Source organism: Streptomyces sp. NPDC002886, assembly GCF_042888445.1.
GTDB lineage: Bacteria > Actinomycetota > Actinomycetes > Streptomycetales > Streptomycetaceae > Streptomyces.
Genome location: NZ_JBIAPV010000012.1, coordinates 1 through 22,359 on the forward strand (window position 1 = coordinate 1; position 22,359 = coordinate 22,359).

22 protein-coding genes are annotated in these 22,359 nt (G+C 70.8%); 12 read left to right on the forward strand and 10 right to left on the reverse strand.

The annotated features are described in order from the left end of the window. The first annotated feature begins 1,697 nt into the window (after nt 1–1,697). Together ACFYYB_RS35560 and ACFYYB_RS35565 are read left to right on the forward strand one after the other, a co-directional pair. Entirely contained in the window at nt 1,698–2,336 is a 639-nt protein-coding gene (locus ACFYYB_RS35560; protein ID WP_239516702.1) for a hypothetical protein, read from the forward strand. Continuing rightward, the gene (locus ACFYYB_RS35565; RefSeq protein WP_250744360.1) at nt 2,333–2,806 is read left to right on the forward strand and encodes a MarR family transcriptional regulator; all 474 of its coding nucleotides are present in this window, start codon (nt 2,333–2,335) and stop codon (nt 2,804–2,806) included. The genes ACFYYB_RS35560 and ACFYYB_RS35565 overlap by 4 nt, the downstream gene beginning before the upstream one ends. 211 nt (nt 2,807–3,017) lie before the next feature. Here ACFYYB_RS35565 and tpg read toward each other — a convergent pair whose 3' ends face one another. The 4 genes from tpg to ACFYYB_RS35585 all read right to left on the reverse strand — a co-directional run bounded on the left by tpg (nt 3,018) and on the right by ACFYYB_RS35585 (nt 8,182). After that, a complete protein-coding gene (tpg, locus tag ACFYYB_RS35570) occupies nt 3,018–3,572 on the reverse strand; it encodes a telomere-protecting terminal protein Tpg (RefSeq protein WP_389441308.1) in 555 nt (184 codons plus the stop codon). A 9-nt stretch (nt 3,573–3,581) separates the two neighbouring features. Continuing rightward, complete coding sequence (gene tap, locus ACFYYB_RS35575; RefSeq protein ID WP_389441311.1) at nt 3,582–5,873, reverse strand: telomere-associated protein Tap; 2,292 nt, start codon at nt 5,871–5,873, stop codon at nt 3,582–3,584. A 126-nt stretch (nt 5,874–5,999) separates the two neighbouring features. Then, nucleotides 6,000–6,905, reverse strand: a complete 906-nt coding sequence (locus ACFYYB_RS35580; protein WP_389441314.1) for a ParB/RepB/Spo0J family partition protein — start codon at nt 6,903–6,905, stop codon at nt 6,000–6,002. Next, nucleotides 6,902–8,182: a ParA family protein gene (locus ACFYYB_RS35585; protein WP_389441316.1), complete on the reverse strand. Its 1,281-nt coding sequence runs from the start codon at nt 8,180–8,182 to the stop codon at nt 6,902–6,904. Before ACFYYB_RS35585 ends, ACFYYB_RS35580 begins: the two co-directional genes overlap by 4 nt. A 782-nt stretch (nt 8,183–8,964) precedes the next feature. Between ACFYYB_RS35585 and ACFYYB_RS35590 the strand changes: the two genes are divergently transcribed. From ACFYYB_RS35590 to ACFYYB_RS35600, 3 genes are read left to right on the forward strand one after another with little or no spacing between them, the layout of a single operon-like run. Further along, nucleotides 8,965–9,885, forward strand: coding sequence for an NAD-dependent epimerase/dehydratase family protein (locus ACFYYB_RS35590; RefSeq protein WP_389441319.1), 921 nt, complete (start codon nt 8,965–8,967; stop codon nt 9,883–9,885). Next, the gene (locus ACFYYB_RS35595; protein ID WP_389441322.1) at nt 9,882–10,844 is read left to right on the forward strand and encodes an RNA polymerase sigma-70 factor; all 963 of its coding nucleotides are present in this window, start codon (nt 9,882–9,884) and stop codon (nt 10,842–10,844) included. Before ACFYYB_RS35590 ends, ACFYYB_RS35595 begins: the two co-directional genes overlap by 4 nt. A 43-nt stretch (nt 10,845–10,887) precedes the next feature. After that, complete coding sequence (locus tag ACFYYB_RS35600) at nt 10,888–11,394, forward strand: DinB family protein (RefSeq protein ID WP_389441325.1); 507 nt, start codon at nt 10,888–10,890, stop codon at nt 11,392–11,394. 16 nt (nt 11,395–11,410) lie between these two features. Here the strand turns inward: ACFYYB_RS35600 and ACFYYB_RS35605 are convergent, their stop codons facing one another. The 3 genes from ACFYYB_RS35605 to ACFYYB_RS35615 form a co-directional block, all read right to left on the reverse strand. Continuing rightward, the gene (locus ACFYYB_RS35605) at nt 11,411–11,962 is read right to left on the reverse strand and encodes a flavoprotein (RefSeq protein ID WP_389441327.1); all 552 of its coding nucleotides are present in this window, start codon (nt 11,960–11,962) and stop codon (nt 11,411–11,413) included. 175 nt (nt 11,963–12,137) lie between these two features. Further along, entirely contained in the window at nt 12,138–12,377 is a 240-nt protein-coding gene (locus tag ACFYYB_RS35610; protein ID WP_327310014.1) for a hypothetical protein, read from the reverse strand. Between the two features lie 65 nt (nt 12,378–12,442). Continuing rightward, complete coding sequence (locus ACFYYB_RS35615; RefSeq protein WP_389441330.1) at nt 12,443–13,273, reverse strand: alpha/beta fold hydrolase; 831 nt, start codon at nt 13,271–13,273, stop codon at nt 12,443–12,445. Nucleotides 13,274–13,389: 116 nt separating this feature from the next. Here ACFYYB_RS35615 and ACFYYB_RS35620 point away from each other — a divergent pair, with 116 nt between their 5' ends. From ACFYYB_RS35620 to ACFYYB_RS35630, 3 genes are all read left to right on the forward strand, one after another. Continuing rightward, a complete protein-coding gene (locus ACFYYB_RS35620) occupies nt 13,390–13,593 on the forward strand; it encodes a DUF4287 domain-containing protein (RefSeq protein ID WP_389441333.1) in 204 nt (67 codons plus the stop codon). 116 nt (nt 13,594–13,709) lie between these two features. Continuing rightward, nucleotides 13,710–14,555, forward strand: coding sequence for an NAD(P)H-binding protein (locus tag ACFYYB_RS35625; protein WP_389441336.1), 846 nt, complete (start codon nt 13,710–13,712; stop codon nt 14,553–14,555). Nucleotides 14,556–14,645: 90 nt separating this feature from the next. After that, nucleotides 14,646–15,563 (forward strand): AraC family transcriptional regulator, encoded by a 918-nt coding sequence (locus ACFYYB_RS35630; protein ID WP_389441339.1) that lies wholly within the window; start codon nt 14,646–14,648, stop codon nt 15,561–15,563. Nucleotides 15,564–15,626: 63 nt separating this feature from the next. On the opposite strand, the gene ACFYYB_RS35635 is transcribed toward ACFYYB_RS35630, so the two are convergent. Then, nucleotides 15,627–16,112 (reverse strand): GNAT family N-acetyltransferase, encoded by a 486-nt coding sequence (locus tag ACFYYB_RS35635; RefSeq protein WP_389441342.1) that lies wholly within the window; start codon nt 16,110–16,112, stop codon nt 15,627–15,629. A 183-nt stretch (nt 16,113–16,295) separates the two neighbouring features. Between ACFYYB_RS35635 and ACFYYB_RS35640 the strand changes: the two genes are divergently transcribed. Then, a complete protein-coding gene (locus ACFYYB_RS35640; protein WP_389441345.1) occupies nt 16,296–16,862 on the forward strand; it encodes a DUF1772 domain-containing protein in 567 nt (188 codons plus the stop codon). Between the two features lie 4 nt (nt 16,863–16,866). On the opposite strand, the gene ACFYYB_RS35645 is transcribed toward ACFYYB_RS35640, so the two are convergent. Further along, nucleotides 16,867–17,355: a DUF1772 domain-containing protein gene (locus tag ACFYYB_RS35645; RefSeq protein WP_389441347.1), complete on the reverse strand. Its 489-nt coding sequence runs from the start codon at nt 17,353–17,355 to the stop codon at nt 16,867–16,869. A gap of 242 nt (nt 17,356–17,597) precedes the next feature. Here ACFYYB_RS35645 and gdhA point away from each other — a divergent pair, with 242 nt between their 5' ends. Then, complete coding sequence (gdhA, locus tag ACFYYB_RS35650; protein WP_327310006.1) at nt 17,598–18,962, forward strand: NADP-specific glutamate dehydrogenase; 1,365 nt, start codon at nt 17,598–17,600, stop codon at nt 18,960–18,962. 201 nt (nt 18,963–19,163) lie between these two features. Next, nucleotides 19,164–20,522, forward strand: coding sequence for an AMP-binding protein (locus ACFYYB_RS35655; RefSeq protein ID WP_389441351.1), 1,359 nt, complete (start codon nt 19,164–19,166; stop codon nt 20,520–20,522). Between the two features lie 423 nt (nt 20,523–20,945). On the opposite strand, the gene ACFYYB_RS35660 is transcribed toward ACFYYB_RS35655, so the two are convergent. Continuing rightward, nucleotides 20,946–21,362, reverse strand: a complete 417-nt coding sequence (locus ACFYYB_RS35660; RefSeq protein WP_389441818.1) for a MarR family transcriptional regulator — start codon at nt 21,360–21,362, stop codon at nt 20,946–20,948. A gap of 186 nt (nt 21,363–21,548) precedes the next feature. On the opposite strand from ACFYYB_RS35660, the gene ACFYYB_RS35665 reads away from it, so the two are divergent. After that, nucleotides 21,549–22,355, forward strand: a complete 807-nt coding sequence (locus tag ACFYYB_RS35665) for an alpha/beta fold hydrolase (protein WP_389441353.1) — start codon at nt 21,549–21,551, stop codon at nt 22,353–22,355. Nucleotides 22,356–22,359: the final 4 nt, after the last annotated feature.

Sequence of the window (22,359 nt, forward strand, 5' to 3'; positions counted from 1 at the left end):
CCCGCGGAGCGGGTACCCAAGCGCTGCGCGCTTGGGAGGGGCTCCGGGCGCTTCGCGCCCGGGCCGCCCCTTCGGGGCGGAGACCCTCCGCTTTGCTCCGGGTACCTGAGCGCTGCGCGCTCAGGACTGAACGGCCTCGCTGCGCTCGGCCGAGGCGCCTTCGGCGCCTGGCTCTCCGCTTCGCTCCGAGCTATGGCCGGCCTTCGGCCGGAGTTCTGCGCTTCGCTTAGGACTGCCCTGGTTCCGCTGGGCTCCACCACGGGGGACCGCTTCGCGGTCCTAAGGGACTCCCGCGCTTCGCGCGGGAGCTGAGCCTTTGCTTCGAGAGAGACCCCCTCTGCTCCTCTTGCTTAGCAAGAGGCACCCCCTCCGCTTCGCTCCAGGGGCAGGCAGGCTCAGAAGTATCGGACGCTGGGTGTCTGGGGCCGAATAGCCTTAATGGCCAGCGTTTGAGGGTGAAGCCCTGGCTTGGCTTAGGACTGGCTTTCGCTTTGCTGAGTTCAGCCAGAGCAGGGCTCCTGCCTGCTCTAGAGCCTCAGAGCGCTGAGGGGAGGAGGCCTTCCTCTTCAGAGCCTCGCGGCCTGGCCCCTGGGGGGCTTCCACCGGTGGCTAAGAGTTGGGAGCTTGAGACAGGCACTGAGAGCTGGAAAGAGGTTCCTTCGAGTTGGGACGCGACTGTTGTGTACTCACTTCGGTCTGCTGGGGAATCTTGGGGCTTCCCAGGGTTGGGAAGAGTGCGCTTGGGGCCCCAGCGAAGCTGTCTCACAGCGTCAGAGCAGGCCGTTGCGAGAGTCGACTTCGCCTTGAGAGTGAAGTCCACTGACAGAAGTTCTGGTTGGTCGGGTTATGAGGTTTGGTGGACCTTGTTGGAATCGGCCACCGCGGATTCTTAGAGGTTTGAGGTCGTTGCTGGGTCGTGGATGGGGGTTCGCAGACGTGAAGTGTCATTTTTGGGATGTCCAGCAGGTGGTTTGGCCCGCGGGGTTGTGACCTGCGGTTTTGCTGGTGGTCTTAACGGCGTTAACGCCGGTGCTGCCTGAGGTGTTAACCGAGTTAAGGAGTGTAGATGAGGTCTGATTCAAAATGATGGGTGGATAGAGATGGGAATCAGTCAGATTCTGCGGGGTTGTGGCTGAGGAGCGAGGGGTTCCGCTGGGGTCTCTGGGGTTAGCGAAGGCGTGGTTTTTGGGGCGGGCCGGGGGTCTTGCGTGCGCGTTGAGACGGCGTTCAGGGTCTGGGCGGGAGCGGCCACCGGCCTATAGAAGGTACGGAGATGCGTCGTCGCAGGTCAGAGGGGGTGCGGGGGAAAAGATATGTCCCCTCAGGAGGGACATATCTCGGGTGTTGTGTCGCTGCTAGGGGGACACAACGGCTGCGAAATGTCAGTGAGGCTGACGGAAAATGCGCTAAAACGTCGGTGGGGCTGACGTATGAGGGGAGATCTGCCGGCTAACTGGTGGTGGGGCGGGTGCGGTTGGCCGGGGAGGGTCGGGAGGGGGGCCCGGGGGGTGTGTGGCTGAGATATGTCACCTGTGAGGGGACACAAGACACGCCGAACGTCAACGAGCGTGACACTTGTGTCACCCTTGTTGACATACTGATCTCCGCAGATCAACGGAGTGGAGAGCAGCCTCGTGTCATCAGAGCCACAGCGCCGCCGGGGCAATCCGGTAGGGACCCCGCGTCCCGATCTGCCGGTGGACGATGCGATCTCCGCGTGGAGTCAGCCCCTGGCTCCGGTCAAGGATCTGGACAGCCTCGCGAAGCGGTACCCCACGCGGAAGCTGACCTTGGACGGCGAGCGCAAGCCGCTGGAGTTCTACGGGACCGAGAATCAGCCGAATGCGTTCTCGATGGACAGCCTCGAGTTCTTCCTCGTGATCGCCCAGTACTTCCGCGAAGCGCTGCCTCTGAGGCTGATCCTGCTGCTCATCGCCTGCCAGCGGGCGGGGGGGCGGATTCCACTTACCCAGGAGGAGATGGCTACCATCCTGGATGTCAGTCGGACGAAGACGTCGGAAGCTCTGCACACGGTGATGTCTCATGGGATCGTCTTCAAGGTGCGGCGGGGTGTGTATCAGTTCAACCCGCCCTACAGTTACCGGGTAGCGGAGTTCATCCCGGGTACTGAGATGACGGGTGAGTTCGTGAAGGTGGAGCAGCACGGGACCATCTCGCAGATTCGTAGCGATACGAGCCTGCCGGACCTGGTGCGCTTCCCCTCGCTGGACCACATGAGGCAGGCCATCGCGGAACTGCGGGCCGAACGGGCAAGAGAGCGCGCTGCGCGTCGGGTGAGCCGGACGAAGCGCACGGGAGAAGGGACGGCTCAGTGAGTACCTTGCGATTCGCTGCGGTCAACGCAGACGGGCTGCTCTCCGACCTCGACCTGCCTCCGGCGGCGTACCGGGTGTTGCTGAAGTTGCGCTCGCTCAGCGAGCCGGGCGGGCGGATCCTCATCGACCAGGCGACGGTCGGCGGAATGCTGGACCTGAGCCGGCCGAGCGTGAACGCCGCGCTGCGGAGCCTGGAACTGGCGAAGTTGGTCAGGAAGATCCGGAACGGGGTCTACCAGATCAACCCGATGCTCGCCGGGTACACCTCGTTCGAGGATGCGGTCGCGGCCGTGAACGAGATGGACGCGGAGGAGCGGCTGGACGCTCGGGGCTATGTGGCCAGCTACCACCGGGCAGTGGCGGCGTATCAGGACCAGCTCGCCGAGCAGCGCAAGAAGCGGGCGGCTCAGGCCGTCGCCAAGAAGGCGGCTGAGTCGAAGCGGCGTAGGGCGCTGCACGCGGTTGGCTGAGTGAGTGGTGTTTGTAGGGCTTCTGAGGGGTGCTCAGGGGCTTGTGGGGGCCCCGGAGTACTCCGGGGCCCTTTGTGTTGGCTTAGGGGCTCAGGGGGGCTTGGAGGGGCTCGGGGGAGTCCGCGGGAGATGCGGTCGAAATCGGCCACGGAGCCCACGCCGTCATTGACAAGTTCCCCCTTGTTGCTTCGTGGGGGCTGTTGGCCGGTTTCTAGAAGTTGAGCTCGACGTAGTCGATGTCGGTGAACTCGACCAAGAGGCCCTGGGCGCGGGCGCCGTTGTCCTTGAAGTAGATCTCCTGGAGCCCTTCGGCGGTGATGCCGCGGAGCTGGGCTTCGGAGGCTCCGGCCTCGTGGGCGCTGAAGAGGCGGGAGGCGTATTCCGGGGGGAGGTGCTGGGTGATGCGTCGCATCCGGCCGTCGTCGGTGGTGCCGGGGGCCGCGCTGAAGCCGAAGCGGGCGCGGGTCTCGATGACCAGGCCGGTCTGCTTCGCGGCCTTGTCGCGGGCGCGCTTGCGGACCAGGGGCTGCCAGCGGCGGCGCACCTCGCTCTCCAGGCGGGCGGAGAGGGCCGGCTTGGGCTGCTTGATCTGGTCCTTCACGTACCGCTCGACGGTGCGCCGGGAGATGCCGAGGAGGTCGGCCACGGCCTTCGTTGATTTGAGTTGTTTGACGAGGTATCGGATTTGGGCGCCGGCCGATTTGGGGATGGGGCGGGTGAAGTTCTGTTCGTCGGCGCGGTCGAGGCTGTCGCTGATCTCGGACATGGGTGGCTCTTACTCTCCGTCGGCCGCGGCGTCGTGGCCCTTGATGTGACGGGCGGGGTTGTGGCGTTCGTCGAGTAGTTGAACGGCCCAGAGGAGGGGTTGGGTGCCCTCGTGCTTGACCATGCCGGGGCTGACGCCGAGACGGAAGCCGCCGGGCAGGGGCTTGCCCTCGGGGGTGCGGGGGAGGAAGTCGAGGGGGCTGGGGCCGTCCGAGAGGTAGACCGCGCAGTCGGAGAGGACGGCGATGGGGTAGAGGTCCGCGGCTGTCGCGAGCTTCTGCATCTTGCGGTGCATGTTGACTCGGGCCGTGGAGATGACGGCGGCTCGGATGTCGGGCCGCCAGGTGGGGCGTTCGAGGGCGGGCCAGCTTTCGCCGGGGCGGTAGCCGGCGCCCTGCGGGCGTTCGCGGAGTTTGCCGATGCCGCCCTTGACGGTGGACTTGATCGCGGAGAGGACCGCCGTCTGCGGGGCGGGGGAGTCGGGGTCGCCCTTGTACTCCGCCATCGCTTGGAGGAAGGCGGAGTCCGTGAGGGAGGCGTGGACGCCGAGTTCGGCCATCGTCGCCATGTAGGCGTCGCGCAGGCGGGTGTACCAGGCGTCGAGGTACGGGCCGTGCTCCGGGCGGAGCCAGGCCTCGGTGGGCCGGACGGTGAGGCCGAGCTCCTGGGCGTAGGCGAGGGTCGGAGTGGCGTACCAGGCGGGGCCGGTGGGCGGGAGGCCCTGCGGCGTGAAGGGGCTGGGGAGCCGGGGGTCCATGGCTGTGGCTTGGGCGGAGAGGTCCACCAGCCAGGAGCCGGGGAGCTTCGGGTCGAAGCGGGGGCCGTCGGTGTGGACGGCGGGGCCGGTGCCGACGAGGAGGCGGTTGGCGGCCGCGGCGAAGGCCATGTTCACGTCGATGCCGACGGCGTGGGTGCGGGTGCACTCGGCGTCGCTGAGGAGCTGGGGGTCGCGGATCCAGTCGTACGCCTCCTCGTCGAGGACCTGGTCCGGGGTGCGCTGGTGGGACCGGGGGTAGAGGGCCGCGACGACCGGGTGCTCGTCGGGGGCCTCCGGGGGAGCGGGGTCGACGGGGCGGGTGAGCGAGCCGGGGACCGGGGCGGAGACCCAGGTGTTCGTCAACTCGTCGCGGGCGGCGCGGGTGGGCGGGCGCAGCGCCGTCATCAGCTCCAGGCCCGAGACGGCGGTGGAGCCGCGCGGGGTGAGGACGCGGGTCGCGTAGGAGGTGAGGAGCTCGGCGAGTTCCGGTGCGGGCAGGTCGGCGGTGTGCTCGCCCCAGGCGCGGGGGTCGAGGGCGCCCCAGGGGAGGATCGCGAGCTGGACGCACTGGCGGCCGGTGGTGGGGGTGGCGGGGCGGTAGATGCGGGGCCACGGGCCGAAGCCGCGCCGGGTCAGCTGCCATTTCGCCTTGGTGAGCTGCTTGATGACCGGGTGGTCGTCGGGGAGGCGCAGGCCGCGGCGGTCTTCGAGGACCAGGGGGAGTCCGAGTGCCTCGGTGGCGGCGGGGGTGAGGACGAGGAGGGGGTCGCCGTCCTTGCCGTTGCGGTGGAGGCGGGGGGAGCGGAGGTCGGCGGCCGGGGAGAGGGCCCATTCGACGAGGGCGGGGAGGGTGGGGGTGGCGGGGGGTGAAAGGACCGCGCCGTGGGCGGCGTGGGCCTTGCCCGAGCCGTCCAGTACGGCCAGGGGGCCGTTGCCCTCCAGGTGGGGTGTGAGCCTTCCCGTTCCCGTTTGGGGGTGGGGGGTGCGGCGCGTGGTGGGGCCCTGCGGGGCTGTTCCCCTACCCGTCCCTTCCCGGAACTGGGGCTCCGTCCCGGGCCCCGGGTGCGGGGGGGAGGCCTCGGGGCCGGCGTCCACGGAGTGGGGGGTGGCGTTAACGGCGTTAACGCCGTTAACGGGGGCGGCCGGTTGAGGGGTCTCGGCCTCAGGGACGACGACCTGCGGGGTGGGGGCCTGCGGGGCGTTAACGGCGTTAATGCTCGGGGTGGCGTGAGGGGCCGCGGCTTGGGGTGGGGTGGGGGCGTTAACGGCGTTAATGCCGTGGAGGTCTGCCAGGCCGTTGAGGAGGCGGGCGTAGGCGGCGCGCTTTGGAGGGCGGGGGGCCGTGCGGCCGGTCTCCCAGGAGGTGACCGTTTCGCGGCGGACGGCCAGGGCCTGGGCGATCTGGTCCTGGCTCAGGCCCGCGGCTTCGCGGAGGCGCTTGCGCTCGTCCGGGTGCGGGAGGGCGTCCTGTGCCGCGGCCTCTTCCAGCAGGGCATCGACCGCGGCGAAGAGCGAGGTCTGTTCGTTTTCGTGCGCGTTGGGCATGGGCACCTCCAGGCGCAGCTTATGCGAACCGCACCATGGAACGCACCTGAAACACACGTGGGGGCGATGGTGGTCCGGCCGGGCCAACGCCCCCCTTCGTGTCGAGTGGGGTCGGGTCTGGGTGGGTTAGATGCGGGTCAGGAGGAGTTCTGTCACTGCCTTCAGGTCGTCCGGGGTGAGGTGGGCGGTGAGGGCGTCCGCGATCGTGTCCGGGGAGTCCGCCGCGATGGTGATGCGGCGGGGGGACGCGGAGGGGGATGCGGAGGGGGAGAGCTCGGGGGCGGGAGCAGGGGCGGGGGCCGGGCGGGTGCGTTGGCGCGGGGGGTTAACGGCGTTAACGGCCTCCTCCGCCGCGGACGCCTGGTCCCCCTGGGGGAGGCGGCCGATGCGGCGGGCCGGTTCCACCTTGAGTTCGCCGGTCTCCACCTTGTCCTGGAGTTCCGGGGTGAGGTTGAGGAGGGTCAGTCGCTGGGAGACCCAGGCCGGTGTTTTGCCGAGGCGCTTGGCGACCTGGGCCTGGGAGCCGTGCACCTCGACGAGCTCCTGCAGGGCGCGGGCCTGGTCCATGGGCGCCACGTCGACGCGGTGGACGTTGGCGATGAGCGCCGACTCCAGGATGTCCGCCGCCGAGGAGGCGAGGGAGTCGTTGACGTGGATCTGCATGGTGCGCAGGCCGGCGCGCTGGGCCGCCGCCAGGCGCCGGTTGCCGTCGATGACCACGTACGGGGCGCGGCCCAGGCCCTCGGCGTTTCCGGGGTGCGCCTCCATGAAGGCCATGCGGGTGGCGACCGCCAGGGGCTGGAGCTGCCCCCGGACGGTCAGGGACGCGGCCAGCTCTTCGAGCTCCGTGAGGTCCTCGCGGAGGTTGAACGGGTTGTGGGCGAGGGCCTCGATCGGCACCTCGGAGGGTGGGACCACGCCGGAGGTGGGGGCGCCGGTGGCTTCGGCGATCGCCGCGCGGCGGGAACTGACGCCGACGGGCTGGGCGCGGGCGAAGGAGCTCGAGACTCCGAGTTTGTCGGCCTTGCTCATGAGATCTCCCTTGCGAGGGCGCGCAGGGCGACGGCCTGCTCGCCCTTGGGTGCGTAGACGAACAGCGGTTGCTTCACGCGGACCGCTTCGCGCTGTTCCTTGAGGTCGGGAACGATGGCCACCACGCGCGGATCCTTTATGTCCATCCAGGCCTGGAGGGAGGAGGTCGCGATGTAGCCGCGCCGGCCGTCGTAGAGGTTGACGACGAGACCGAGGTAGTCGATGTCGAGGCTGAGATCGTCGCGGAGATCGTTGATCTGGGACGTGAGGAGGTCGTAGGCGTCCGCCGAGGAGTCCTCGGCCTGGACCACGATCAGCGCGCCGGAGGCTCCCGGCTGTTCGGCGTCGCGGCGGCGGCCGTAGTAGATGGCGGCGTCCATGCTCAGGCCGAGGCTGGGCGGGCAGTCGATGAGGATGACGTCGTAGTCGGCCTCCACCGGGGCGAGGGCCCGTTCGAGCGCGGCCTCGCGGGCGCGGACCGTGGAGAGGCGGACGTCGAGGAGGAACGCGTCCGTGCAGGCCGGGAGGATGTGGAGCCGGTCGCCGAAGTGCTCGTCCGGGATGGGGACGATCAGGTCGGCGAGGGGGCCCTTGGCCTCGCCCGCCATGTGGCAGGTGAGGCTGTCTCCGCCGATGGGCAGTGGCTGCCGGCCGAGCTGCTTGGTGAGGTGCCCCTGGGGGTCGAAGTCGACGAGCAGGACGCGCATGCCGAGTCCGGGCAGGTCTTCCAGGTCTACCGGCGGGGCGGATGTAGCGGACGCGATGGCATCCGGGGCCGTCTGGTCGGAGTCCTCGGTCGCCGAGAGCCGGGCCAGTTGGCGGGCCACGCGGACCGGGTGGAGGGTGTCCGGGTCCTCCGCGAGGGCTTCGGCGGTGCCGGCGGTGATGGCGGTCTTGCCGACACCGCCCTTCTGGTTGCACACCACGATGCGGCGTACGACCGAGGGCCGCTTCACGGTGGGGGCCGGGTTCATCTCCAGCCAGAGGGAGACGGCTTGGGCGAGCCCCTGGATGAGGGAGACGCCGCGGTCCTTGGAGTCGGAGCGGAAGGACTCCCACTGGCCTGCGGGCAGCCAGGTCGAGAAGGACTCGGCGCCGGAGGTGTCGACGGGGGAGGGGGAGGAGGCGAGCGCGCTCCAGTGGGCGATGCCCTGGTGGACGGCGTCCTGGATGTCCACCCTCAGTTGGGCGGTGCGGATCTTGAGCTCCTGGCGCAGCCACGGAGGGAGCTTGGAGACGACCTTCTCGCGGTCGCTCGGTGACGAGGGTGAAGTCATGCGAGGGACTTTACTAACGTTCAAGGGTGTTCGTGGGCACCACGCTTGAGTTTTGCTAACGAAGTGGTGTGGATCGGTGGGGAATCGCCTCCCGAGCGGGGGCGGGCCGCCCTGGACGCGTCGTCAGCCGGTCGCGGAAGGTGCGGAGTCCGGGGCGACAGGCCCCGTTCGGACCGGCGCGCGGGCGCGGGCGTTGTGCGGACTCGCGGCAGCATCCTCTGGGGAAGTGGATCATTAACGGCGTTAACGCCTTGGGGGAGGTGGTGCGGGGCGAGGGGTGGAGGCGCGAGGTATTAACGGCGTTAACGGCGTTAACGGCGGGGGGCGTGCCTCGGCGGTTGGCCGTGCGGTGCGGTGGGGCGTTAACGGCGTTAACGGTCGAGGGGCTGGGGCTCGCGGGGTGGCCGTGGGAAGCATTAACGGCGTTAACGCCGAGGGGCGGCGGGCTCGGTGGTGGGGCCGGGCATTAACGGCGTTAACGCCGGGCGGCGCGGGACCGGGTGGTGGGGGTTGGCATTAACGGCGTTAACGCCGGAGCCGTGCGGGGGCTTGGCGTGGTGGGGGTGGAGGCATTAACGGCGTTAACGCCGGAGGCCCGGGGGTTGGTGGAGGGGGGGCGGGCATTAACGGCGTTAACGTTGGGTGTTCCGGGCGCGCCGGGTGACGTCCGGGACTTCTGCCGCGCGTTGTGGGGCAGGTCACTCTTCTGTCGTGTCACCTTCCGGGGCTCTCGTTTGTCCCATGGATGACATCGCGAAGAGCGAGCGACGAGGGAGACGGCCATGAAGGTTCTGCTGGCGGGTGCGAGCGGGGTGCTGGGACAGCGGGCGGTACGGGCTCTGCGTGCGGCCGGGCACGAGGTCGCCGGTCTCGGGCGGGGCGCCGGGATGGACGTCCGGGCCGACCTGCTCGACCGGGAGGGCCTGTTGCGGGCCGTGGACGGGCTCGGCTTCGACGTGGTGGTGCACGCGGCCACGGCGCTGTCGGGGAAGACCATGGCCCGGCACCAGGACATGGCGGGGACCAACGCGCTGCGCACCGAGGGGACCGCCCATCTGCTGGCCGCCGCGCGGGAGACCGGGGCGCGGCGGTTCGTCGTGGAGTCGATGATGTTCGGCTACGGGTACGGGGACCACGGCGGGGCCGTGCTCGGCGAGGACGACGGATTCGGGCCGCAGGGGGCGAACGTCTGGCTGGAGCGGCACGTGGGCGCGATGCGGACCAAGGAGGAGCTGGCCTTCACCGCCGACGGGATCGAGGGCGTGAGCCTGCGCTTCGGGCTGTTCTACGGAGCCGGGATCACGGATGTCCACGTGGTGCCGATGCTGCGCAAGCGCGCCCTGCCCGTGGTGCCGTCCAGGGGGCGGGCGCTGAGTTGGGTCGACGTGGACGACGCGGCGAACGCCGTCGTGGCCGGCGTGGAGTCGGGGCGGCCCGGGCAGGCGTACAACATCGTCGACGACGAGCCGCTGGGGTGGGACGCGCACATGCGGGCGGTGGCCGCGGCGTTCGGGGCGCCCGCGCCGATGACCGTACCGCTGTGGGTGCTGAAGCCGGCTCCGCTCGCGCACACCATCATGGGGACGGACCTGCGGCTGACGAACGCCAAGGCGCGGCGTGAGCTGGGCTGGGCTCCCACGTACGCGAGCAGCGCGGCCGGGGCTCGTGCGCTGGCGGGAGCGGTGGGGGCGGCGGCGGCATGATCGTCAGTGAGGACTGCCGCGCCCCGGAAGCCTCTGCCGATGCCCTCGGTCCCTTCACCGCCCATCGGCGGATGCTGTTCGACGTGGCCTACCGGATGCTCGGCAGCGTCGTCGACGCCGAGGACGTGCTCCAGGACGCATGGTTGAACTGGGACCGCGCGGACCGGTCGGACGTCCTCAACCCGAGGGCGTATCTGGTGCGCACGGTCACCAATCTGTCCCTGAACCGGCTCACTTCCGCCCGCGCCACCCGTGAGACCTACATCGGGCCGTGGCTGCCCGAGCCGCTGCTGACCGAGGCCCCGCCGGCCGTGCCCGACGGTGCGGAGCGGGTGGAGCTGGCCGAGACGGTGTCGACCGCGATGCTGGTGGTGCTGGAGAGCCTGAGTCCGCTGGAGCGCGCCGTGTTCGTGCTGCGGGAGGTGTTCGGGTACTCGTACGCGGAGTTGGCGGGGGTACTGGACCGCGGGGAGGGGACCGTACGGCAGATCGGACACCGGGCCCGGGCCCATGTACAGGACCGGCGGCCGCGGTTCGCCACCGAGCCGGAGCAACGGGGCGAGGCGACGCGGCGGTTCCTCGCGGCGTGTGCGGGCGGGGACCTGAACGCGGTGATGGAGCTGCTCGCTCCCGAGGTGACGGCCTGGTCGGACGGCGGCGGGAAGGTGACGGCGGCCCGGCGGCCGCTGCACGGGGCCGACCACGTGGCGCGCTGGCTGCTGGGGATGCTCGCCAAGCCCGCGCTGCGGGCGGTGACCCTGGAGTCCGCGCGGGTCAACGGGGAGGAGTCGGTGGTGTTCGTCCACGGGGGAGTCGCGTGCGCCGCGCTGACCTACGACCTGGACGCGGTGGACGGGCGGGTCGTGAACCTGCGGCTGCAGGTGAATCCGGAGAAGGTGGCGGGACTGGCGGGTCGGGGAGCCGGCGGGGTGGTTCCGTTTGCCGCGTCCGCGATGTGAAATCGCGGTGCGGGCATCGCCGTCGGGCTGTGATCATCATCCGATGATCGATGAGCAGCGGACCCGGCCCGTGCTGGTGGGCGACGAACGAGCCACCTTGACCAGCGTCCTCCAGTGGCAGCGGGACACCCTGATGATGAAGTGCGCCGGGCTGTCGGACGAGCAGCTGCGGCGCAGGGCGGTGGCTCCGTCGGGGCTGAGTCTGCTCGGGCTGGTACGGCATCTCGCGGAGGTCGAGCGCGGCTGGTTCCGCAATGTCGTGGGCGGAGAGGACGTCCGCGGGTACTTCCCGAAGAACGAGGCGGGGGAGTGGACGGAGTTCCACGTGGACGACGCCGACGTCGCCGGGTCGTTCAAGATCTGGGAGGACACCTGTGCGCGCTCGCGGGCGATCGTGGACGCGGCCGAGTCCCTGGACGTGACCGGCTCCTACGAGGACCAGGCCTTCTCCCTGCACTACGTACTGGCCCACATGATCGAGGAGTACGCCCGGCACAACGGGCACGCGGACCTGCTGCGCGAGGCGATCGACGGGGTCACCGGGGAGTAGCGGCGCCCCGGGCGGGCTACGCGGCGGATGCCGCCATGCGGTCCACCTCGGCCAGGGCTGCCGCCCAGGGGAAGTGCGCGGGGGCGTCGGGGCCGGCCGGTCCGGGTACGAATCCGCCGTCGCCGAACAGGACCGAGACGCCGGCGCCGCGCAGGACGGCCAGGGACTGGTCGAACTGCGGGTGGGCGGTGAGGGCGGAGTTCGCGCAGGGCATGGTGACGACGGGGGTTCCCTTGCCGATGGCCTCGGCGGCGACCCCGACGACGAACCGGTCGGTCAGGCCGAGGGCCCAGGCGTTGACGGAGTTGAACGTGGCCGGGGCGAAGAGCAGGGCGTCGGCCGTCGGCCATACGTCGGGCTCGCCGGGCAGTTTGTACTGCCAGCGGACGGGGTGGCCGGTGAGCGCGGCGAGACCGTCGAGGCTGCCGGAGAGCCAGTGCGCGGCGGTGGGGGTGAGGCCGAGGCAGACGTCCCAGCCGCGGGACTGGGCGTCTTCGATGACACGGGCCACGTCGAAGACGGGCGGGGCGGCGGAGCAGAGCAGGTAGAGGGTCTTCGTCGTGGTCATACCGCAATGTGATCATATTGCTTGACCTGTGGTTGACCCAGGTCGTGGTGGCTCGTGAGCGTCGTACCCGGGCGCTGGACGGACGAACCCCCGGACCGGGTTCGGTCCAGGGGTTCGGGGGATCCGGGGAGTTCGCGGATCTGCCGCTCCGAGAAGTCCGGGGTGGGTGTGCGGGTCAGCCGTTGGAGACGGTCTGCTGGGCGTTGCCCGCGGTGAACGCGCCGAACGCGCCCGAGAAGTCGGTCAGGTCGTCGCCGGCCTGGCCGGGCACCAGGCCCGCGATGTCCTGGGGGGCGTCCGCGACGGTGCTGGTGACGGAGTCGGCGAGCGGCGGCTCGGCGGCCATGGCGGGGGCGGCGATGGCGAGGGCGGCGGTACCGGCGAGGAGGGCCGTGGTGGCGATGCGCTTGATCATGTCCTGGTGAACGACGTGGTCGGACGGGGGTCACCAAGGCCACCCGGTTGCCTGAACTTCGGCTGCTACTCCGTTCGCAGCTCCGAAAGGAACGTGGACAGCAGGGAGTGCACGACGGCGGGCCGGTCCAGGTGGACGTCGTGCCCCGAGCCCGGGACGGAGACCGCCGTCGTCGCGGTGGACGGGTCGGCCGAGTCGAGCATCCGGACGGACTCCTCCGGCGGCATGATCCCTTTCTCTCCGATGACCAGCAGGGTGGGGCAGCGGACCGCGCGCCACTGCGGCCACCAGTCGCGGGTGCCGTTCTCGGCGATGGCCCCGACCATCACCGAGCGCTCGAAGCGCGGGTACCAGCCGTCCGCGCGCTGCTCCAAGCCGGCTGCCCAGGCCTCGCCGTTCAGCCCCTGACCGGTGAGGAAGGTGCGAGCCCCGTCGAGGCTGGGGAACGGGAGCGGCCAGGAGTCCAGCCAGCCGCCGATCTGTTCCGGGGTGTCCGGATCGGCCCGGGCGGCGCCGGCGTCGATCAGCACGAGGCCCCGTACGAGGTCCGGGTGGGCGGCGGCGGTGAGCATCGCGGTGTGGCCGCCGAGCGACTGGCCCACCAGTACCGGGCGGTGCACGCCGAGCTGCTCGCAGACGGCCCGTACGTCCGCCACGTACGCGGCGCGGGAGACGTCCTCGGGGCGGCGCTCGCTGGCTCCGTGACCGCGCTGGTCCACCACCACCACGCGGTGGTGCGGGGCCAGGTGCGCGGCGGTGGCGTCCCATTCGCCCGCATGGCCCGCGAGGCCGTGGAGGAGGACGACGGGGGGCGCGGAGGCGGGGTGGGGGGAGTCCCAGTCACGGCAGGTCAGACGGACGCCGGCTCGGGTGACGGCGCGTTCGGTCCACATCATGAAGGGGATCATCCGATATTTTCGGGAGGGGGCCGATGAGTTTTCGCGAGGGCCCCGGTCTACCCCTCGTACGTCGCATCGTGTGCGCCAGAAGGCAACGAGAGAAGAGGATCGTCATGAGCGAGCCGGTGAAGGGCCCCGCCAGCTACTTCCCTTCCATCGAGAAGAAGTACGGCCGTCCGGTCGCGGAGTGGCAGGAGCTCATCCGTGCCTCGCCGCTGACCAAGCACATGGAGCTCGTCGGCTGGCTCAAGACCGAGCACGGGATCGGGCACGGACACGCCAACGCACTCGTGAAGCACACGCTCGCCGAGCAGTAGCGGGAGCCGCCCGCGGGGGTGGCTACGGGCGTGGCGACGAGGCCGTGGACGCAGGCGTATGCGGTTGAGCTTCTCGGCGATGTTCCGTCTCGGGCCGGGGGAGTTGACTGGTCCCCATGACGAAGACAACGCAGCAGACGCAGAACGACAACGACCTCCGCACGCTGGTCATCGGTGGCACGGGCAAGACGGGCCGGCGCGTGGCCGAGAAGCTCACCGCCCTGGGCCGCCCGGTCCGCATCGGGTCGCGCTCCGGTGAGCCGGCCTTCGACTGGAACGAGCCCGAGAGCTGGGGACCGGCCCTGGCGGGCGTGGACCGGGCGTACGTCACGTACTACCCCGACCTCGGCTTCCCCGGCGCCGCCGAACAGGTCGGAGCCTTCGCACGGGTGGCCGTGGCCGCCGGGGTGCGCCGGCTGGTGCTGCTCTCGGGGCGCGGCGAGGAAGCGGCGCAGCGGAGCGAGGAAGCGCTGAAGGAGTCCGGGGCCGACTGGACGGTGGTGCGCGCGGCCTGGTTCAACCAGAACTTCGACGAGAGCTTCTTCCTGGAGCCGGTGCTCGCCGGGGAGATCGCCCTGCCGACGGCCGACGCCGTCGAGCCGTTCGTCGACGCCGACGACATCGCCGACGTGGTGGTCGCCGCGCTGACCGAGGACGACCGGCACATCGGCCGAACGTACGAGCTCTCCGGCCCGCGGCTGCTCAGCTTCTCCGATGTCGCGGCCGAGCTGTCGAAGGCGACCGGGCGCGAGATCTCGTACGTCCCGGTCTCGGACGGCGCCTACCGCGCGGTGCTGCGCGAGAACGGGCTGCCGGAGGAGTTCGCGGACCTGTTCGCGCTGATCCTGGACGGGCGCAACGCGCACCTCGTGGACGGGGTCGAGGAAGTGCTGGGCCGCAAGCCGCGGGACTTCTCGGACTTCGCGCGGGAGGCGGCGGCCCGCGGTGCCTGGGACGTGTAGGGAGTGGGCGGGCGCGGAGTGAGCGGGCGGGGCGCGGGTGGCCCGGATACGGGCGGGCCGGGTGCGGGCGGGGGTGGGGAGAATGGGCCGATGGATACGCTGACGGCTCTGCTCGAAGGCCCCAAGGCCAAATCGGCCTTCCTCATCAAATGCGTGTTCAACCCGCCCTGGTCGATCCGGATCGAGGACCGGGCCCCGCTGTCGGTGATGACGATGGTGCACGGGTCGGCGTGGCTGCTGCCCGACGACGGCGAACCGGTGCTCGTCGCGCCGGGCGAGGCGGCTCTGGTGCGGGGACCGGTTCCGTACAGCGTCGCCGATGCCAAGGACACGCCCTGGCAGATCAGGGTGGGTCCCGACCAGCGGTGCAGCAAGGTCGAGGGCGGAGAGGACGTGTCGGACTCCATGGCTCTCGGAGTACGGACGTGGGGTGCGGCGGAAGGGTCGGCGGTGATGCTGAGCGGCACCTACCAGGACCCGGGCGAGATCGGCAGCCGCCTGCTCAACGCGCTTCCGCGGGTGCTGGTCGGGCCGGTGGACTCCGCGCTGGTCGGGCTGCTGGGCGTGGAGATCTCCCGTACGGAGCCGGCCCAAGAGCTCGTACTGAACCGGATCCTGGACCTGCTGCTGATCGGCGTCGTACGCGGCTGGCTCGCGGAGCGCGGTGGCGCCGAGAACGACCCGGTCACCGGCCCGGCGCTGCGGCTGCTGCACGAGAACCCCGCCCACGGCTGGACGGTGGAGTCGCTGGCGCGCGAGGTCGGCGTCTCGCGGGCCGCGTTCGCCCGGCGTTTCACCGAGCTGGTCGGCGAGCCGCCGATGTCCTATCTGACGGGCTGGCGGCTGGCGTTGGCGGCGGACCTGTTGAACGACCCGTCCACCACGCTCGCTTCGGCCGCCCGCAGGGTCGGCTACAGCTCGGCGTTCGCGCTCTCGACCGCCTTCAAGCGGGTACGGGGGGTCAGCCCGCGGGAGTACCGGGCGGGGGCGACGGCCGCCGCGGGGTAGGGGCGGGGTGTTGGGGCGTGGAGTTCTTCGGGGGCAGGTGGCTGGGGCTCAGGGGGCCGGAGGTCAGGCGGTCCGGAGGTCCAGGACGGCCACCGTTTCGCCGTCGCTCTGTTCGCCCGTCGGGCGGAAGCCGAGGGAGAGGTAGAAGGGTTCGGGGGTGCCGGGGCCCGGGTGCCAGGTGACGTACGCGTGGGAGGTGCCGCGGCGGCGGAGCTCCTCGGTGACCGCCGTGACGGCGAAGCGGCCGTAGCCCTTGGACTGGTGGGCGGCCGAGACGTTCAGGCGCCAGAGGCCGGAGCGTATGTCGTGGGGGTCCTCGGCCGGGTCCCAGGGGATGTCGAGGAAGGCCATCACGAAGCCGACGACCTCGTCGCCGTCGACGATCGCCCGGGGCCAGGCCGTTTCCCCGTGGGCGTAGGCCTCCGCCAGCGACTTCACGACCGGCGAGACGAGGTGCTCCTGGTCGGGACGGACCGACAGCGCGGAGACGGCGGCGAAGTTCTCGGGGGTGACCGGGGCGAGACGGAGGGGCTTGGCGGGTGTGCTCATTCGCGCAGCCTACGTGCGCGGTACATGTGGGTTGGCGGGGGGTTGTGCGGGCCTGTGCGGGCCTCTGCGGGGGCCGTCCGGCACTGAGGATTCACTGGCAGGGCGGTACGGGTGATGGCACGATCAACAGCCGCGGACGTACAGGCATACGGACCTACACACATACATACGGGGGCACATCGGATGGGATCCAACGGCACCAGACTCTCCACCGCGCTGCTCGGCCTGTCGACCGTCCTGGTCGGGCTGATGGCGGGGCTCTTCTTCGCCTTCGACGTCTCGGTGATGCCGGGACTGGCGAAGACCGACGACCGTACGTACGTCACGGCGATGCAGAGCTTCAACGCCGTCATCGACGGCAATCCGCTCTTCGGGACGGTCTTCGTCGTCGCGCTGCTCGCGGCCTTCGCCACGGCGTTCGTCGAGGCGAAGGCGGGGCGCCGTACGGTCGCGCTGTGGGCCTCGCTGGGCGCGGCGGCGTACCTCGTCGTGCTCGTCGTCACCTTCGCGGTCAACATCCCGCTCAACAATGAACTCGCCGACCTGGGTGACGCCGCGAAGCTGACCGACTTCTCGGTCGTGGAGAAGTTCAAGGGCACCTGGGAGACGGCGAACATCGTGCGCACCCTGCTCTGCACGGCGGCGCTGACCGCCCTGGCGCGGGCGCTCGTACTGTACGGGCGGGCAACGGGTGCGTCGGCGGCGTCCGGGGCGTCGGGGCCGGCGGGGGTGTCCGGAGCCGGACGCTGAGAGGCTAGGCGGCCGCCAGGAGGGCACAGGACTGGCAGGCCAGGGCGACCGTGCACAGGGCGGTGCGCCAGCGGTTGGCGGGTACCCACTTCTTCTCGAACGCCGCGCGTACGGCGGCCGGATCCGCGATCCGTTCGGCGGGTCCGGCCGCCTCCAGGGCGTTGTTGAGCGGGATGTTGACCCGGCCGGTGACCGCGACGGCGAGCACGTAGAAGACGAGGGCGCCCGTCAGCGCGGGCAACGGCGCGTGCTCGCCGGAGGGCAGATGCAGGGCCACCGCGAGGCCGGTGAACAGGAGCGCGCCCAGGAACGCGAGCATGAACCAGCCATTGATGATGGAAGTGTTCACGCGCTGCATCACGGAGATGAGGGTCCGGTCGTCGGAGCGCTTCAGCGCCGGCATCACCGCGACGTCGAAGGCGAAGAACAGGCCCGCCATCAGGCCCGTGGTGAGCGTGGCGGCGACGAGGGCGGCGACCCGTGCGATGTCCATATGGCCTGTCTATGTCCTGCCCCGTGCTTCTGTCCATGGTGGAGCGAAGATCGAGTCGGCCATGGTGGAGTAGGTGTCGATGAGAGCAGGCCGGAAAGGCTCGTGGTCGTGGTCTGTGGGCGGGGTACCCTCCGGCTGGAGACTGTGTTCGGATATTGTTTTCCGCGATGCGGAAGTATGGTCCGGAGCTTCGAGCCGCATCTCGGGGCCGGTCCCCACATCGAGACCTGGAGGAACAGACCGTGACGGACCCCAAGGACCCGCAGGGCCGGCTGGACGCTCTGCGCGCCGACATCGAGCGCCGCAACCCCGCCCAGCCCGAGTTCCACCAGGCCGTACGGGAGGTCCTGGACACCCTGGCCCCCGTGTTCGCGGCACGTCCCGAGTACGCGGAGCCCGGCGTGGCCCTGCTGGAGCGGCTCACCGAGCCGGAGCGGCAGATCATCTTCCGGGTGCCGTGGCAGGACGACCGTGGTCGCGTCCATGTCAACCGTGGCTACCGGGTGGAATTCAACAGCGCGCTCGGCCCGTACAAGGGCGGCCTGCGCTTTCACCCGTCGGTGGACATCGGTGTGGTGAAGTTCCTCGGCTTCGAGCAGATCTTCAAGAACGCGCTGACGGGCCTCGGCATCGGCGGCGGCAAGGGCGGCAGCGACTTCGACCCGCACGGGCGCTCGGACGCGGAGGTCATGCGCTTCTGTCAGTCCTTCATGACCGAGCTCTACCGTCACATCGGTGAGCACACGGATGTCCCCGCGGGCGACATCGGCGTCGGCGGGCGCGAGATCGGCTACCTGTTCGGCCAGTACCGGCGCATCACCAACCGCTGGGAGGCCGGCGTCCTGACCGGCAAGGGCCAGGGCTGGGGCGGCTCGCTGATCCGTCCGCAGGCTACGGGCTACGGCAGCGTGCTGTTCGCCGCCGAGATGCTGGCGGTCAAGGGACTGTCGCTCGACGGGCTGACGGCCGTCGTCTCCGGCTCGGGCAACGTGGCCCTGTACACGATCGAGAAGCTGCAGCAGCTCGGTGCGAACCCGCTGACGGCATCCGACTCGCAGGGCTACGTGGTCGACGAGAAGGGCATCGACCTCGCACTGCTGAAGCAGATCAAGGAGGTCGAGCGCGGGCGCGTGAGCGAGTACGCGCAGCGTCGCGGGCCGTCGGCACGGTTCGTGCCGGGCGGGCGCGTGTGGGACGTGGCGGCGGAGGTCGCCTTCCCGTCGGCCACGCAGAACGAGCTGACCGCCGATGACGCGCGGACGCTGATCGCGAACGGGGTCAGGGCGGTGTCGGAGGGCGCGAACATGCCGACCACGCCGGAGGCGGTGCACCTGCTGCAGGCGGCCGGAGTGTCCTTCGGCCCGGGCAAGGCGGCGAACGCGGGCGGGGTCGCGGTCAGCGCGCTGGAGATGGCGCAGAACGCGGGACGCGTGGCGTGGAGCGCGGAGCGGGTCGAGTCGGAGCTGGCGGGGATCATGCGGGACATCCACGCGGTGTCGTACGCGACCGCCGAGCGGTACGGCTCCGCCGGGGACTATGTGGTCGGGGCGAACATCGCGGGGTTCGAGCGGGTGGCGGACGCGATGCTGGCGCAGGGGTTGATCTGAGGCACCGGCGTCGGCGCTGACGCGCTGGGATGGGGGCGGGTGGGGGTTTCCCCGGCCCGCCCTTCCTCCGTTCCAGGGGCTCTGGCCGGACCCCGCGCCTCGAACGCCGGCGGGGCTGGGTTCCGGCCGGGGGGCGTGGCTCGGGTGGTGGCGGTCGTAGGGTGGGGCGGTTGGATGTGATCGGACTCCGTAGGGGGATCAGTGCTGACCGCGCTCACCGGGGTGTATGGAGACCGGCCCGATGCCCTGCGGGTGGCCGGGCGGGACGCCTCCTATGAGGACCTGCTCGGGGCGGCCCGTACCGTGGCCGCCGACGTCGCCGGGGCGCCCGCCTTCGCGGTGACCGCGACGGCCTCGCTGGAGACCGTCGCCGCCGTCGTCGGCGGGCTGCTGGCCGGGGTGCCCTTCGTACCGCTGCCGCCCGATGCGGGGCCCGCCGAGCGGGAGCACATCCTGCGGGACTCGGGTGCGGTGCTCGTCGACGTGGACTTCGCGCGGCGCGGCGGCGGCGGTTTCGGCGGTGGCGGCGGTTTCGGGGCCGTGGCCGAGCCCGGGCGGGCGGCGCTGATCCTCTACACCTCCGGGACCACCGGGCCGCCCAAGGGGGTCGTTCTCACCGCCGAGGCCGTGGCCGCCGATCTCGACGCCCTTGCCGAGGCCTGGCAGTGGAGCGCCGAGGACACCCTCGTGCACGGGCTGCCGCTGTTCCACGTACACGGTCTGGTCCTCGGCGTGCTCGGTGCGCTGCGTACCGGCAGCCGTCTCGTGCACACCGGGCGGCCCACCCCGGAGGCCTACGCGGCGGCCGGAGGCAGCCTGTACTTCGGAGTGCCGACCGTGTGGTCCCGTATCGCCGGGGCGCCGGCGGCGGCCGCCGCGCTGGGCGGGGCCCGGTTGCTCGTCTCCGGCAGTGCCGCGCTGCCAGCGCCGGTCTTCCGGGACCTGGAGCGGCTGACCGGGCTGCGGCCCGTGGAGCGGTACGGGATGACCGAGACGCTGATCACGGTGAGCGGGCGCGCGGGCGGGGAGGTGCGGCCCGGGACGGTCGGCACCCCGCTCCGGGGCATCCGTACGCGGATCGCGGCGGAGGCGGGCGCGGAGATCGGCGAGCTCCAGCTCACCGGGCCGACGCTGTTCTCCGGGTACCTGGGCCGGCCTGAGGCCACGGCCGCGGCCTACACCGAGGACGGGTGGTTCCGTACGGGCGACATCGCTGCCGTCGACGAGGCCGACGGAGTTCACCGGATCGTGGGCCGGGCCTCCATCGACATGATCAAGTCGGGCGGTTACCGGATCGGCGCCGGGGAGATCGAAAACGCGCTGCTGGACCACCCCAAGGTGAGCGAGGCGGCGGTGGTGGGGCTGCCGGACGCGGATCTCGGGCAGCGGATCGTGGCCTTCGTGGTGGCCGAGGGCGTCACCGGTCCGGAACTGACGGACTTCGTCGCCGCACACCTGTCGGTGCACAAGCGGCCGCGCGAGGTGCGGTTCGTGGCGGCGATTCCGCGCAACGCGATGGGCAAGCCGCAGAAGAAGCTGCTGCTACTGGGCGACTCCTGACGGTACGTGCGTGCCTCCCCGGTTGCCGTGGGCGTGGTGAACGCCGAGGGTAGGGGGAGGTTTTGTCCGTTTCGGGTGGGGTCGATCGGCATGCGGCGCGCGGTGGCCGACAGCCTGCGGGACCTGTACGTCGAGATGCCCTTCGAGGGGCCCTCGCGCAACGGCTGGGTCATGGTCGACCGCGACACCATCGGCGACTGGGGCGCGGGCCACTTCTCTCGCCTGGACGCTTGTCAACAAGGCCCAGGAGGCGTACTGCGTCGGCGCCGTGCTGGACGCCGACGGCAGGCCCATGTCCGGCGACCACACGTACGAGATCCGCTTCGCCCCGACCGGTCCTTGACCCTCTACCTGCAGTGCGAGAGCCCGGGCCCCGACAAGGCCGGGGCTCGCCCGGCTCCCTCGCGGGGCGCGGGTTCGGGTTCAGCGGGGGGCGCGGGGTACCAGGTGGCGGGCTAGGACCTCCAGGGCCCGGGTCAGTTCCGGCAGTTGTTCGGCTTCGGTCTCGCCGAGGGCGCGGGCGAGGGTTTCCTCGACCTTGGAAGCACCGGCGGCGCGTACGGCGGCCACGCGCGCGGAGGTTCCGGGGGACTGGCGGACCAGCGTGCGGCGGCGGTCGGCCGGGTCGGGCGAGGTCTGTACCGAGCCGGCCTCGCGCAGGCGGGCGACGGCGCCGGACACCTGGCTCTGCGGGAGGCCCGTGCGCTGGGCCGTCTCGCCGACCGTGGTGTCGGGGTGCGCGGCGATGTCCCCGGCCACGATCACGACGGAGCGGGTGCCGCCGGCGTATTGCCCCGGGCCGCCGGGGGGTTCGGGCAGGGCTTCCTCACCGAGCTTCATCAAGGTGCGGCCCAGCAGGAAGAGTTCGATTCCGTCCACGGGAGCACGGTACATCGGAACCCGGCGAACCATCGAAGAAGATGCATCTTTTTTGATCCATCGGTATTGATGTATCTGATTCGATGGGTTACTGTGATTGCAGAGAGTGACGGACTGGGGGTCCGGAACCGCGAACGAGGAGTTGTCATGGGTGATGTGCTCCACTACCAACTGCAGGGCTCCGGCCCGATGCTGCTCATCGCGCAGAGCGGGGAGGGGGACGCCGACCGCACCGTGGATCTCGTCCCGCACCTCGCCGATGCGTTCACCGTGCTGACCTACGACCGCCGCGGACTCTCGCGCAGCCGGCCGGCGGAGCCCGGCCGGACGGCGTCGCTCGCCGAGCACGCCGAAGACGTACACCGACTGCTGGCGACCGTCACCGACGAGCCGGTGCTGATGCTCGGCTGCAGCCTGGGGGCCGTCATCGGCCTGCACCTGGCCGTGCGGCACCCGGAACAGGTGAGCACCCTCATCGCGCACGAGCCGGTGGCCCCGCGGCTGTTGCCCGAGGGGGAGAGGGCCCGGCACGAAGCGGAACTGGAGGAACTGCAGGGGATCTACCGCACGGGCGGGCTCGAAGCCGTCTTTCCGGAGATGGCGCGGGTCCTCGGGATAGACCTCGCGCGGCGTGACGCCGAGCCGGGCTTGACCCCGCAGCCCCTGGACGAGCGCAGGCGTGCCAACTTCGGCTACTTCATCGAGCACGACTTCACGGCGATCGTCGAGGACACCCTCGACGTCGACGCCCTCACCCGGACCACGACGCGCATCATCCCGGCGCTGGGCGCCGCCACCCCGTCCACCGTCTTCGACCACCGGTGCGCGACGGAACTCGCGGCCCTCCTGGACACGGAGATACGGGTCTTCCCCGGCGGCCACAACGGCAACACCACGCACCCCCGCGGCTACGCGGAGAGGCTGCGGGGCCTGCTGGCTCCGGCGGGAGCGTAGGCGC

Coding starts and splice junctions, on each gene's coding strand:
- tpg (WP_389441308.1), bottom strand. CDS start 3,572: ATGTCCGAGATCAGCGACAGCCTCGACCGCGCCGACGAACAGAACTTC.
- tap (WP_389441311.1), bottom strand. CDS start 5,873: ATGCCCAACGCGCACGAAAACGAACAGACCTCGCTCTTCGCCGCGGTC.
- ACFYYB_RS35580 (WP_389441314.1), bottom strand. CDS start 6,905: ATGAGCAAGGCCGACAAACTCGGAGTCTCGAGCTCCTTCGCCCGCGCC.
- ACFYYB_RS35585 (WP_389441316.1), bottom strand. CDS start 8,182: ATGACTTCACCCTCGTCACCGAGCGACCGCGAGAAGGTCGTCTCCAAG.
- ACFYYB_RS35590 (WP_389441319.1), top strand. CDS start 8,965: ATGAAGGTTCTGCTGGCGGGTGCGAGCGGGGTGCTGGGACAGCGGGCG.
- ACFYYB_RS35595 (WP_389441322.1), top strand. CDS start 9,882: ATGATCGTCAGTGAGGACTGCCGCGCCCCGGAAGCCTCTGCCGATGCC.
- ACFYYB_RS35600 (WP_389441325.1), top strand. CDS start 10,888: ATGATCGATGAGCAGCGGACCCGGCCCGTGCTGGTGGGCGACGAACGA.
- ACFYYB_RS35605 (WP_389441327.1), bottom strand. CDS start 11,962: ATGACCACGACGAAGACCCTCTACCTGCTCTGCTCCGCCGCCCCGCCC.
- ACFYYB_RS35610 (WP_327310014.1), bottom strand. CDS start 12,377: ATGATCAAGCGCATCGCCACCACGGCCCTCCTCGCCGGTACCGCCGCC.
- ACFYYB_RS35615 (WP_389441330.1), bottom strand. CDS start 13,273: ATGATGTGGACCGAACGCGCCGTCACCCGAGCCGGCGTCCGTCTGACC.
- ACFYYB_RS35620 (WP_389441333.1), top strand. CDS start 13,390: ATGAGCGAGCCGGTGAAGGGCCCCGCCAGCTACTTCCCTTCCATCGAG.
- ACFYYB_RS35625 (WP_389441336.1), top strand. CDS start 13,710: ATGACGAAGACAACGCAGCAGACGCAGAACGACAACGACCTCCGCACG.
- ACFYYB_RS35630 (WP_389441339.1), top strand. CDS start 14,646: ATGGATACGCTGACGGCTCTGCTCGAAGGCCCCAAGGCCAAATCGGCC.
- ACFYYB_RS35635 (WP_389441342.1), bottom strand. CDS start 16,112: ATGAGCACACCCGCCAAGCCCCTCCGTCTCGCCCCGGTCACCCCCGAG.
- ACFYYB_RS35640 (WP_389441345.1), top strand. CDS start 16,296: ATGGGATCCAACGGCACCAGACTCTCCACCGCGCTGCTCGGCCTGTCG.
- ACFYYB_RS35645 (WP_389441347.1), bottom strand. CDS start 17,355: ATGGACATCGCACGGGTCGCCGCCCTCGTCGCCGCCACGCTCACCACG.
- ACFYYB_RS35660 (WP_389441818.1), bottom strand. CDS start 21,362: ATGAAGCTCGGTGAGGAAGCCCTGCCCGAACCCCCCGGCGGCCCGGGG.
- ACFYYB_RS35665 (WP_389441353.1), top strand. CDS start 21,549: ATGGGTGATGTGCTCCACTACCAACTGCAGGGCTCCGGCCCGATGCTG.